Genomic DNA, 12,219 nt, shown 5'->3' with positions numbered 1-12,219 from the left:
CAATTAACGCATTTGCCGCCATCAGGGAATGACCGCCCTTGTTAACAGTTTTTAAATCACATCTTAATCAGCAAGCTCTTGTTTCATATCGATTTAACATAAATTAACCATATCTAAAAAAATCAGCCCGCTTTGTGCCGCATTTTAGGAAGATACCACACTGTCATGTGCGTAAATCCGGCACAGAATATAACAAAATGGGAAACCCATCATGGCAGCGGCAAGTATGGCATTTAGTATGCCGGATAATTTTTCATCCAGTTTTGCAGCCAATTCCAAACCCGTCGACCTCGCCCACCTGGCAAAACAGACCATGGGTGACAAAGATCTCGAAATCGAAATCCTCCAGCTTTTTGCCCGCAACACGCGTGTTATCCTGCATGAACTGGCTGACGCCGATCATGCCAATATCGTCGCATTGGCCCACCGCCTGAAAGGTTCGGCGGATGCGGTCGGTGCATTTCGTGTATCGGCAGCGGCGAGAGATCTGGAAAGTAATCCTGCAGACAGCAATCTGTTTGCGCAGGTGACAAGCTCGGTCATTGAAGCGGAAAACTTCATTCTCAAGCTCTGCCGCTCTTAACCGAGAGACAGAGCCTGATCGTTTTGTCAGAGAGACTTCAGCGTCCAGTCAACGATCTGTCGCGATACGGCGGCAAATGCGCCATCCAGTGATTTTACGAAGGCAGCATTTGTCGTGCCGGAAGACCGGGTTTCAGCCCTGAAAGACTCCTGCGCCTTAATGGTGCCGTTACGGTCGTTGAGGATTTTGACCGAAATTTCCACCACCGCGACATTGCCGCCCTTGGTATCGATTTCAAACGAACGGATATCGGTCACGACCTGATAGTCGATGGCCAGGCCCTGCCCCGGACGGCCAACGCCGCCCAGCTTGCCGGTGTTTTCAAAGGCTTCAACCAGCTTGGACTGCACCAGCTTTGGCAGGCGATCGCTCCACTGCGAGCTTGCCAGATACTGAACCTCAGATGAGGACAGGCGAACAACGATATTTTCGCTGTCGAGCGTTTTCAGCGCGGTTGGCTCCGGCACCAGAATCTGGCGGTTCTTTAGCGAACGGCCTTCGGTCGATGCCAAAGATGACGCGGAAAGGTCGAATGTATCGTTCTTGGCAGCAGTGCCGCAAGCGCTCAACGACATAAGAACAAAGGGAAATGCCAGTACCGCACGGATAGTCGCAGGGCGTATTGCAACAGCCATATTCACATTACCCCTTTGCCACCTTGTACGGAATCATTATCAACGCCGTGTTCTTCCATCATACTGCTTGACGGTTTCACCGCCAAAAAGCAACCTTTGCGGATTACGGTCGAAGTTCATAATCGTATTATTCAACTGATCGACCGTCCGACGGGTGTCTCCAATGAGCGCTTGAACGTCTCGCAGACCTGCACCGGAAAACCGTGCCAGATTATCGGCGATAGGACCAACACGCGCATTCAGGTTATCCGCCACGGCTTTAAACGATGCCAGAGTTTCACGCGCCTTCACAAACAGCGAATTGGCGTCATCGGTTCCAAGCAAGTTGTCGACTTTTATAAGAATTCCGTCAACGCGGTTGGAGGCGGCATTCAGCTTGCCGGCCATTTCCTGGAAGTCAGCAATGGTGCGATCAATCTGGTCACGGCGCTTGTCAACATCGTCAGCCACGCCCTTGAAGGAGGCAATCGCGCTGCGTGCATCCTTGGTCGCCACAGAAATATCATCAACCGCAGTACCAACCTTGGCCGGATCCACCGCAGCCAGCAGCGTGTCTGCCCGTTTCAACACGACCTGCGCGTCATCACCGGTTTTCTCAAAGCTTTCGGCGGTACGTTTCACACTCGCCATGAGATCATCGACGTTGCCTGAAGCTCTGGCGACATCGCCGCTAACCTTTTCAGCATTGGCGAGAATCGTATCGACCTTCTTGGCATCAACGGCACGCACCAGATCTTCCACGGCGGCAAGCGTGCTTTCCAGGCGTCCCGACACCGACTTTACGGTGACGGACAGCGAACTCATGCTTTCCAGGAATTTGTCGATACCATCGGAGTTATCAGCCAGCGCAGTGGAGAATTTCTCGGCATTGCGAACGGTCTGGGTCAACGGACCCCGCGCGTCCTGCACGAAACCCTGCAATTCACCGATCGCATTGTCGGCGCGTGTCAATATCTTGTCGGCGGTTGCCAGAAGGTTGGTCACACTTGACAGATCGGCCGTCAGTTCGGCCGGAAGTCCGGTTTCAAACGCCTTTTGCAAGATACGTTCGTCAGTTTTGCGACCGCCGGACAGTTCGATATAGGCGGCGCCCGTCAGGCCCTGAATTTCCAGAACAGCGCGGGTGCTGGTGAACACAGGTGCCTGTGCCTGAATTTCAGTGAAAGCGATGGAATATTGCGGGTCGTCGGAATCAATCGACAGGCCACGCACCGTACCGACGGGAATACCGTTAAAGCGCACAGGAGAGCCGACGGACAGACCGTTGGCGGAACCGGGAATGCGCACGATCAGCTGGGCCATCGGGCCGCCGCGTCCAAACTCGGCCATCCAGTAGACAAAGCCGAAGGCTGCCGCGACAACGATCAGCGTGAAAATACCGACGATGGTGTAATTTGCCTTGGTTTCCATAGCTTTTGTTACTCCATCGAATTTTCATGCACGTTATTCGGAGACACAACCGCTCTGGCTCTCTTGCCCTTGAAGTATGATTGAACCCAAGGATCGTCGCAGGCGAACATATCCTCAAGTGTACCTTCAACCAAGACCTTCTTGTTGCCGAGAACGGCAATACGGTCACAGACGGAAAACAGACTGTCGAGGTCGTGGGTCACCATGTAAACGGTCAAACCCAACGTATCACGCAGTTTTGCAATAAGGTTATCGAATTCTGCAGCACCGATCGGATCAAGACCCGAGGTCGGTTCATCCAGAAACACCAGATCAGGATCAAGCGCCAGTGCCCGAGCAAGAGCCGCACGTTTGATCATGCCGCCCGACAATTCAGACGGATATTTATCAGCAGCATCTGGCTTCAGACCGACCATATCGATCTTCAGGCGTGCGAGCTCATCCATCAGCGACTTGGGCAGATCGAGATATTCGCGCATCGGCAGCTGGATGTTTTCCTTGACCGTCAGGCCGGAAAACAGCGCGCCCTGCTGGAACAGCACACCAAGTCGTGTGTCGAGCGCCATGCGCTCTTCTTCATTGGCCGTGTCGTAATCGGTGCCCAAAATCTTGATGCTGCCGGAACGGCGCGGCAAAAGCCGCAGCACGGTGCGCATCAGCACCGACTTGCCGGCACCGGACGCGCCAACGAAACCGAGAATTTCGCCTCTGTAGACATCAAGGTCGAGATTATCGAGGATCAACTTATCGCCAAAACCAACCGTCAGTCCCTCCACGGAGAGAACGACTTCGCGGTCCTGTTTTTTGCTGTCGTTTTTCTGGATGTCGATTTTCTCGACGTCGGTGTTGTCTGCCACGGCCATCCCCTTAAAAATCAATCGCCGCGTAGAAGATGGCAAAAAGCCCGTCTACGAGGATGACGACGAAGATGGATTTAACAACCGAAGACGTGACGTGCTGGCCAAGCGATTCCGCGCTGCCCCCCACCTTCATGCCTTCGACTGCGGCGACAATACCGATGATCAGCGCCATGAACGGCGCCTTGATCATGCCCGACGCGATGGTCGACATCTCAACAGCCGCGTGCAAACGCGACAGGAACACTTCAAACGTGATGCCGGAATAGATCAATGCCACGACGGCTGCACCAAACAGCGCGGCGAAGTTGGCAAGAATGGTCAAAAGCGGCAGGGCAATCGTCAGCGCAACAAGGCGCGGGAAAACCAGCACGCCAACCGGGTTGAGACCGATGACCTTCAGCGCGTCGATTTCTTCACGCATCTTCATCGAGCCGATTTCGGCGGTAATCGCACTACCGGAGCGGCCGGCAATCATGATCGCCGTCAACAGCACGCCGATTTCGCGCAGTTGCAAAATGCCGACGAGATCGACCACGAACACTTCCGCGCCAAAATAACGAAGCTGGAACGCGCCCTGCTGCGCAATGATCGCACCAATCAGAAACGACATCAGCACAATGATTGGCACGGCGCGCACGCCCATGTGATCAATCTGGTTGATGATGGCGGCTGGAGACACACCAGTCCCCCGTCCGAGCTTCATCTGCGCGCCACGCACGGCCGAGCCGAGAATATACATGCCAGCCAGAAAATCGCCGCCCGCCTGTACAACATTGCGGCCAACAGGCTCAAAAACGCGTTGAACAAGACTTTTGCGCGGCGCGGCATCGGCTGGCGGCCCCGCCTCGCTCGGCAGCGCTTCGACCAGTTCCTCGACGCGGGTGTTGCCACCGGTAAAGCTGACCTCGGCGCCGTTGGCGTTCAGTTCATTGCGAAACTTCTGGATGATCCAGGCGCCAGCCGTATCGACACGGCCAATACCGGACAGGTCGATCTCGACACTGCCGGACTGTTTGTTTTGGCCGGGCTGGGAAATTTCTTTGAGAACGCCAGTGATCGTGTCGTTGCGCCAATCACCGCTCAGCGAAAAACGCACAGGCCCGCCTGCGGAGCTTTCATCCGAAGCAATGCTCGCCTGATGGGCGTCCGTGTTGTTATCGCGAGCTTGCATCTTTTCCTATACGCGTGCAGCTTTGCCATCGAATCTATCGATTCATATCTTTTCACAAGATGACAAGCCATCGCAACAGGCCGGATTTCGCGAGTTTTTTGATTTTACGCACGATTTCCGCACAATATCGAAGTGTAACTCATGTCCGCGCAACTTCAGGTGATAGCAGAATCCTTTCCCATAGCCGGCAGCTTCACGATTTCACGCGGTAGCAAAACCGAGGCGGACGTCGTGACATGCACCATTGGCGACGGCGCCTTTTCCGGTGTTGGCGAATGTGTGCCCTATAAGCGCTACGGCGAAAGCATCGAGGGCGTGATTGCCGATATCGAGAAGATGGCTGACGCTGTCTCTCAAGGGCTGGATCGGCTGGAGCTGCAACATGTGATGAAGCCGGGTGCCGCCCGCAACGCCGTCGATTGCGCGCTCTGGGACTATGAGGCAAAACGCTCCGGTCTGAGTGTTGCCTCACAGATCCTGCATGAACCGGCCGTGCCGCTGGTCACCGCCTATACAATTTCACTGGGTGATGCCGAGACCATGGCGCGCAATTCGGCCGCCAATGCACACCGCCCACTGCTCAAGATCAAACTTGGCACCGATGACGACGAAAGCCGCATGCGAGCCGTGCGAAAGGCCGCCCCAGACAGTCGGATCATTGTCGATGCCAATGAAGGTTGGACCGACGACAATATTGAGCACCATCTTGCTGTTGCAGCAGCGCTCAATGTGTCGCTGATCGAACAGCCTCTGCCTGCAGGCAAGGACGAAATCCTGGCGCGCATCCACCGGCAGGTGCAGATCTGCGCCGATGAAAGCGTTCACTCGACCGCCGATCTCGAAACCCTGCGCAACCGCTATGACGCCATCAACATCAAGCTGGATAAGACTGGCGGCTTGACGGAAGCGCTTGTGATGAAGCAGGAAGCCATCCGGTTGGGTTACACCATCATGGTCGGCTGCATGGTTGGAACGTCACTGGCCATGGCACCTGCCGTGCTGTTGGCACAGGGTACCGAATATGCCGATCTCGACGGCCCGTTGTTGCTGGCCAGAGATCGTGACCCTGCTCTCACCTATGAAGGTTCGCTGGTGCATCCACCAGAACGGTCGCTGTGGGGCTGATAGAAATTGGCGTGCTGTCGATACAGCACGCCAACGTGTCTTATCTTGCGCTATCGATGATTTGACCGCCGTCCGGCGTCAGACTTGAACCGGTAATGAATTTCGAATCGCTGCTGGCAAGGAACAACGCAACGGGCGCGATATCATTTTCCGGCGAGCCGTGACGACCAAGTGCATTGGTTGGCGCTGGAGCATTCTGTGCAGCACCCCAGGTGTCGGCGACAGGAAGAAGGTTGTTGACCGTAATATTGTCCGGTCCCCATTCGCGCGCCGCAGACCTGGTGAGTGCACGAACGGCCTCCTTGGCCATGTTATACGGCCCGTAAGGCGACATGCCCAAAACACCAGCCAGCGATGCGAAATTTATCACACGTCCCTCGCCCGATCGTTTCAGATGTGGGTAACAGGCCTGCATGGTACGCAGATACGCTATCGGTCCCATATCGAAATTGCGTTGCAACTGGTCGACTTGCAAATCGAGGATCGGCGAGTGCACCGCAGATGGGTCGAAGGCCACATTCACGAGAATGTCGATGCCGCCAAATGTCTGCACGACTTTGGCGACGGCTTCAGTAATCTGTTCGCCGTCACTCAAGTCGCACGTCACGCCGAGCGCCGTGCCACCCTTGGCTTGAATACTGTCGACCACCGCATTTACATTTGCAGGCGTAAGCGACAGCACAGCTACTTTTGCACCCTCAGCAGCAAATAGTTCTGCCGTCGCTCGACCTATTCCTCTGCCAGCGCCTGCAACGATGGCAATTTTTCCAGTCAGTTTTCCCATTTTGATTTCCTTTCCAGGTGGGGGATTAGTGCGCCTGCGCCAGGGCATAGGATGATGGAACATCGCGCCCGGCGTTCTGGGTGGTGAAGGATGCGGCAAGCAGCGCCAGTCCTATGATGGCAGGCAGAGCACCTGCGGGCTTTCGAACCCCGATATGGGCCAGCCCGGACAGAAGAAGGTGAAACAGCATCCCGGCATAGGCCAGATCGCTCACGCCAACATTGAAGCGGGACAGGATGGCCACGACAGCGGCGAGCTTCACGACCGTTAAAATATGGACGAGGTAGGTTGGGTAACCGAACCCGGCAATTGTCTGCCGGACCCATTCTGTCTTTGCGACATAGGTTATGACAGAGGCTATATAGAGCGCGACCAGCAGGGTCGTTGCGGCCCAGTAAATATAGAATTCAGACATGAGATATCCCTTGCCGCCGAATGACTTCGGCAGATTGCTCCATTCAAGATTTTCAGTGTTCCGGATTAGCGACTGCTGATTATCCGGTGTTCGCATTGAAAATGTGGTATTAGATGAATCTTCGCAAGTAGGATGAATTTCGCGTGGTAAGTATGGAAAACCAGACTAATGAGCTGGACGGCGCAAATATGCACGAAGAAATGCGGCGTGCATTCGCGTTGCTTTCGGGGAAATGGAAACTCGAAATCATGTGGCTTCTCAACCAGCGCATTTATCGGTTCAACGAACTGCGCAAAGCCATTCCTGGCATCACCCAGCATATGTTGACCGCCCAATTGCGGGAACTTGAGTTGGACGGGTTGGTTTCCCGCACAGTCTATGCCGAGGTCCCGCCTCGCGTGGAGTACGAGATAACTGCGAAAGCCAGAGGCCTCGGTCCGACAATGGAAGCGTTGACGGCCTGGTGGAATGAATATGGAAAAAGCGTCCCGGAAAAAGTGGCACGTGGACGCAAAGTAACGCCGAAAAAGTAGTTGGGTTGCCGCCAAACACTGGAGGCAACCGCTATTTTCGGGTGACAGCCTGAGATGAAATGCACGCCCCAGAGAGGCGCTTGTCACCCTGTCACGTCAGGCGGCGCGCATCGGGAAAGGTGGCAGAGCGATCTGCTCTTCCTGCTCGATGTTTTCAGGGTTTTCTTCTGCCTGCATCCAGGTGATCAATTCAAAACTGCCATCTTCATTTTCGGCAATTGCCGTGCAGCTTTCCACCCAGTCACCAGTATTGATGTAACGGATACCGTCCATCTCGCTGATCACGGCGTGGTGGATATGACCACAGATAACGCCGTCCACATCGTTACGCTTGGCTTCGTCCACCACAACGCGCTGGAACTCGCCAATGAAGTTGACGGCATGTTTGACCTGCAGCTTTGCCCAGGCCGAGAACGACCAGTATGGCAGACCGATACGGCGACGAACGGCTGCCAATATCACATTGATGGCAATTGCTGCGTCATAGGCCCAGTCACCGAGGTAAGCGAGCAGACGGGCATTACGCACGACCACGTCAAACTCATCGCCGTGGATGATCAGGTATTTCTTGCCGTCTGCCGCTTCATGCACCATGCGTTCGGCGACTTCGATACCGCCGAAGTGCGAACCGGGAAACTCTCTGAGGAACTCATCATGGTTGCCGGGAATATAGATGATCCGGGCACCCTTGCGCGCCTTGCGCAGCAGTTTCTGTACAACATCGTTGCAGCCTTGCGGCCAGTACCAGTTGCGGCGCAAACGCCAGCCGTCAATGATGTCTCCCACCAGAATAATCGTGTCAGCATCATGATGACGCAAGAAATCTAGGAGGTAGTCGGTTTTGGCAGCCTTGGAGCCAAGGTGCACGTCCGAGATAAATAAGGTTCTGAAATGTCTGGTTTCCATTTGCCGGGCCACGGAATTCATCCCCCTGTCTTGGCAATCAAACTACATACTCCAGAACCAGAGTCGTGTTTCAGCATCATGACAAAGGACTATTTTCTGCCGCAAAACCCTCTTCACCCACACTCATTTTGACACGAATCAATCAAATAACGGCTGTACCATGGGGCTGATTGATGTATTCAGAAGCCCAACGAAAACATTTGAAAAAAGCGGTGCAGGAATGAATTCGCAGGATAAAAACAAAACTCAACCAAAACCAGCAAGTGCTGACCTGGACGAACAGGCGCTGTTTTTCCACCGCTATCCGCGCCCCGGCAAACTTGAAATTCAACCCACCAAGCCGCTCGGCAACCAGCGCGACCTGGCACTGGCCTATTCGCCGGGTGTTGCAGCACCTTGCCTTGCCATTCACGAAAACCCCGAAACGGCCGCCGAATATACGGCACGCGCCAATCTGGTGGCGGTTATCTCCAACGGTACGGCCGTACTTGGCCTTGGCAATATCGGTCCGCTGGCCTCCAAGCCAGTGATGGAAGGCAAGGCCGTCCTGTTCAAGAAATTCGCCGGCATCGACGTTTTCGACATCGAAATCGACGCGCCCGGCATCAACGACATGGTCTCGACCATCTCGGCGCTGGAGCCGACCTTTGGCGGCATCAACCTTGAAGACATCAAGGCACCTGAATGTTTCGAAGTCGAGCGCCAGTTGCGCGAAAAGATGAACATTCCAGTGTTCCATGACGACCAGCATGGCACCGCGATCATCGTGGCTGCCGCCGTAATGAACGGCCTGGAACTGGCCGGCAAGTCGCTTGGCAATGTCAAGATCGTCACGTCAGGCGCCGGCGCGGCTGCCCTTGCCTGCCTTAACCTGCTGGTGTCGCTGGGCGCCAAGAAGGAAAACATCTGGGTTCACGACATTGAAGGCCTCGTTTATGACGGCCGCAACACCCTGATGGACGAGTGGAAAGAAATCTACGCCCAGAAGAGCGACAAGCGCGTTCTGGCCGAATCCATCGATGGCGCAGATGTCTTCCTCGGTCTCTCGGCGGCTGGCGTTCTGAAGCCTGAGCTGCTGGTACAGATGGCTGAAAAGCCGCTTATTCTGGCGCTTGCCAACCCGAACCCGGAAATCATGCCGGAAGTTGCGCGTGCAGCCCGTCCGGATGCGATGATCTGCACCGGCCGTTCCGACTTCCCGAACCAGGTGAACAACGTTCTCTGCTTCCCATACATTTTCCGCGGCGCGCTGGATTGTGGTGCAACCACCATCAACGAAGAAATGAAGATGGCGGCCGTCAAGGCAATTGCCGAACTGGCGCGTGAAGAAATCTCGGAAGTGGCTGCGAAAGCCTATTCCGGTGACACGCCGCTGTTCGGACCGACCTACCTCATTCCGTCGCCATTCGACCCGCGCCTTATCCTGCGCATTGCACCGGCCGTTGCCCGTGCAGCGGCGGCCAGCGGCGTTGCATCGCGTCCGATCACCGATTTCGACGCCTATCTCGACCAGCTGAACCGTTTCGTCTGGCGCTCCGGCTTTGTGATGAAGCCAATCTTTGCCGCTGCGAAATCGGCTGAGAAGAAGCGCATCATCTTCTCGGAAGGTGAAGACGAGCGCGTGCTGCGTGCGGCCCAGGTTCTGCTGGAAGAAGGCACTGGCGTACCGATCCTGATCGGTCGTCCGCAGATCATTGAATCCCGCCTCAAGCGTTTCGGTCTGCGCATTCGTCCGCATGCGGACTTTGCCGTGGTCAATCCGGAAGACGATCCACGTTACCGCGAATATGTCGATGACTATTTCGCGCTGGTTGGACGCATGGGTATCAACCCGGAAGCTGCCCGCACCATCGTTCGTACCAACACCACCGTTATTGGTGCGCTGTCGGTCAAGCGTGGTGAAGCAGACGCCCTGATCTGCGGTCTTGAAGGCCGTTTTGACCGGCACCTGCGTGACGTCAACCAGATCATTGGCAAGAAAAAGGACGTGCGTGCATTCTCGGGCCTCAGCCTGATCATCTCGCAGCGTGGCGCAACCTTCTTCACCGATACGTTTGTGACCTACAATCCAACCGCAGAAGAAGTTGCTGAAAGCACCATTCTGGCCGCTCAGGAAATCCGCCGCTTCGGCATTACGCCAAAGGCAGCGCTGATCAGCCACTCCAACTTTGGTTCGCGTGATTCGGAGAGCGCCCGCAAGATGCGTGACGCCTTGCAGATCGTGCGTGACACCGCACCGGATCTCGAAGTCGATGGCGAAATGCAGGGTGGTTCTGCCCTGACGGAAAGCCTGCGCAAGCGTGCGATGCCTGACAGCACGCTGTCTGGCGAAGCAAACCTGCTGGTGTTCCCGAACCTTGACGCAGCGAATATTTCGCTCGGTCTGGTTCGCACCATGACGGATGCGCTCCACGTTGGCCCGATCCTGCTCGGTACCGCCCTGCCCGCACATATTCTGTCGCCAACCGTGACATCGCGCGGCGTGGTCAACATGGCAGCCCTGGCTGTCGTGGAAGCCTCGCATCCGTAATGGTGCCCTAAAGCTGCGTTAACGCAGTTTTGAATTGCCGATTGCCGCAACTGCCTCATTTATATGATAACAATCTGATGAATGAGGCGCTTGCGGCATATCTTTTTCCATCCTTTTTGTTTGGATGTCCGCAGACGCGAAGCCGAAAACGCAACCACACCGGAAGCGGAACATACAGGTGACAGCTTTGAAACTGCGCAATTTTACAATGCTGTTTTTGCCGGTATTGATCGGTAGCTTTCCTGCCGTGTCCTTTGCCGCCTCTGTGTGTGATGACCTGCGTCAGGAATTGCGCGCACCGGCCCAGATTATTGGCAACACTGCCGAAGTGCGCCATTTTGCCAGCGCCTTGACCCGCCAGAACATCATCATCCGCAAAATCCGCAATGATCTGAGGGCCTATGGCTGCTCGAGCGGCAGCATTGTCGTTTACGGTGGTGAAAATGCCCAGCTGTGCGACCAGATTGAAGATGCGCTTTATGACGCCGAGGCGGAGCGTGACGACCTGCTTGTCAGCCGCGACCAGATGATAGCGCAGCAACGTAATCGCGGCGTTGACCGCGACCGTGTCATGGCAGCACTTGATGCCAATGGCTGCTTTGACGAGCGCCCGCAGTCTGCGGCTGCTAGCCCGAATGATCAGACCCAGGAATTTGCCCCACCCGGCATGATCGAGGTGGACCCAAACCGCCAGCCGGTGTTCACACCGCCAATGCAGGGCGGCCTTAGAACCCTGTGTGTACGCACCTGCGACGGCGCGTTCTTCCCGATTTCGTCCAATGCCTCACCGCTTGATTTTCGCCGTCAGGCCGCGACCTGTGAGCAAATGTGCCCCGGTTCTGAGACCGAGCTTTATTACCACTCCCTGCAAGGTCAGGAGAGTGCGGACATGGTTTCTGCCGAGACCGGCAAACCATACAAGGACCTGCCGACCGCCTTTGCCTATCGCAACACGTCAGCAGACACCCGCTCGCCGTCCTGCGGCTGCAACATGGCGTCCTATTTCGACCAGATGAAAAAGCAGGAAGAGGCCAACCAGTCCAAACCGGCAGAACCCTATTCCGGCATTACCGATATCAAGACGCCGAATGGCGAAAAGAAGCAGGCAGAACAACCCGTTGCCGCAGCTCCTGCGGAGCGCGACTATGACCCCAAAGACAGTAAAGTCCGGGTCGTTGGACCACAATTTCTGCCCGAGGAAACCAGCCGGATCGATCTGCACAATCCGGCTCTGCAAGGTGCACAACCGCAGCAGCAGTGATGCACG

General features: G+C 55.6%; 12 protein-coding genes. 5 read left to right on the top strand and 7 right to left on the bottom strand.

Translation table 11 applies throughout. The features are described from left to right. The first annotated feature begins 211 nt into the window (after positions 1-211). A complete protein-coding gene (locus PYL13_RS08655; protein ID WP_275641021.1) occupies positions 212-583 on the top strand; it encodes an Hpt domain-containing protein in 372 nt (123 codons plus the stop codon). 26 nt (positions 584-609) lie between these two features. Here the strand turns inward: PYL13_RS08655 and PYL13_RS08650 are convergent, their stop codons facing one another. The 4 genes from PYL13_RS08650 to PYL13_RS08635 all read right to left on the bottom strand — a co-directional run bounded on the left by PYL13_RS08650 (position 610) and on the right by PYL13_RS08635 (position 4,659). Beyond that, positions 610-1,158, bottom strand: a complete 549-nt coding sequence (locus PYL13_RS08650; protein WP_250983226.1) for an ABC-type transport auxiliary lipoprotein family protein — start codon at positions 1,156-1,158, stop codon at positions 610-612. A gap of 99 nt (positions 1,159-1,257) precedes the next feature. Next, positions 1,258-2,628, bottom strand: a complete 1,371-nt coding sequence (locus PYL13_RS08645) for an MlaD family protein (protein WP_250982646.1) — start codon at positions 2,626-2,628, stop codon at positions 1,258-1,260. Positions 2,629-2,636: 8 nt separating this feature from the next. Next, positions 2,637-3,458: an ABC transporter ATP-binding protein gene (locus PYL13_RS08640; RefSeq protein WP_250983227.1), complete on the bottom strand. Its 822-nt coding sequence runs from the start codon at positions 3,456-3,458 to the stop codon at positions 2,637-2,639. Between the two features lie 37 nt (positions 3,459-3,495). Continuing rightward, positions 3,496-4,659, bottom strand: coding sequence for an ABC transporter permease (locus PYL13_RS08635; RefSeq protein ID WP_275641020.1), 1,164 nt, complete (start codon positions 4,657-4,659; stop codon positions 3,496-3,498). Positions 4,660-4,800: 141 nt separating this feature from the next. Here PYL13_RS08635 and dgcA point away from each other — a divergent pair, with 141 nt between their 5' ends. Continuing rightward, positions 4,801-5,784: an N-acetyl-D-Glu racemase DgcA gene (gene dgcA / locus PYL13_RS08630; protein ID WP_275641019.1), complete on the top strand. Its 984-nt coding sequence runs from the start codon at positions 4,801-4,803 to the stop codon at positions 5,782-5,784. A 40-nt stretch (positions 5,785-5,824) separates the two neighbouring features. Here dgcA and PYL13_RS08625 read toward each other — a convergent pair whose 3' ends face one another. Then, a complete protein-coding gene (locus PYL13_RS08625) occupies positions 5,825-6,568 on the bottom strand; it encodes an SDR family NAD(P)-dependent oxidoreductase (RefSeq protein ID WP_275641018.1) in 744 nt (247 codons plus the stop codon). A 25-nt stretch (positions 6,569-6,593) separates the two neighbouring features. Then, positions 6,594-6,983 carry a DoxX family protein gene (locus PYL13_RS08620; protein WP_275641017.1) on the bottom strand — a complete coding sequence of 130 codons (390 nt, stop codon included), beginning with the start codon at positions 6,981-6,983 and terminating at the stop codon, positions 6,594-6,596. Positions 6,984-7,135: 152 nt separating this feature from the next. On the opposite strand from PYL13_RS08620, the gene PYL13_RS08615 reads away from it, so the two are divergent. Then, positions 7,136-7,516, top strand: a complete 381-nt coding sequence (locus PYL13_RS08615) for a winged helix-turn-helix transcriptional regulator (protein ID WP_275641393.1) — start codon at positions 7,136-7,138, stop codon at positions 7,514-7,516. A 96-nt stretch (positions 7,517-7,612) separates the two neighbouring features. Here the strand turns inward: PYL13_RS08615 and PYL13_RS08610 are convergent, their stop codons facing one another. Beyond that, the gene (locus PYL13_RS08610; RefSeq protein ID WP_192487745.1) at positions 7,613-8,443 is read right to left on the bottom strand and encodes a UDP-2,3-diacylglucosamine diphosphatase; all 831 of its coding nucleotides are present in this window, start codon (positions 8,441-8,443) and stop codon (positions 7,613-7,615) included. A gap of 199 nt (positions 8,444-8,642) precedes the next feature. On the opposite strand from PYL13_RS08610, the gene PYL13_RS08605 reads away from it, so the two are divergent. Continuing rightward, complete coding sequence (locus tag PYL13_RS08605; RefSeq protein WP_192487744.1) at positions 8,643-10,952, top strand: NADP-dependent malic enzyme; 2,310 nt, start codon at positions 8,643-8,645, stop codon at positions 10,950-10,952. Between the two features lie 178 nt (positions 10,953-11,130). Next, positions 11,131-12,213: a DUF2865 domain-containing protein gene (locus tag PYL13_RS08600; RefSeq protein ID WP_368077676.1), complete on the top strand. Its 1,083-nt coding sequence runs from the start codon at positions 11,131-11,133 to the stop codon at positions 12,211-12,213. Positions 12,214-12,219 lie beyond the last annotated feature (6 nt).

Source organism: Agrobacterium sp. Azo12 (genome assembly GCF_029193765.2).
Taxonomy (GTDB): Bacteria; Pseudomonadota; Alphaproteobacteria; order Rhizobiales; family Rhizobiaceae; genus Agrobacterium.
This window is presented reverse-complemented; position numbering and strand designations above follow the sequence as displayed.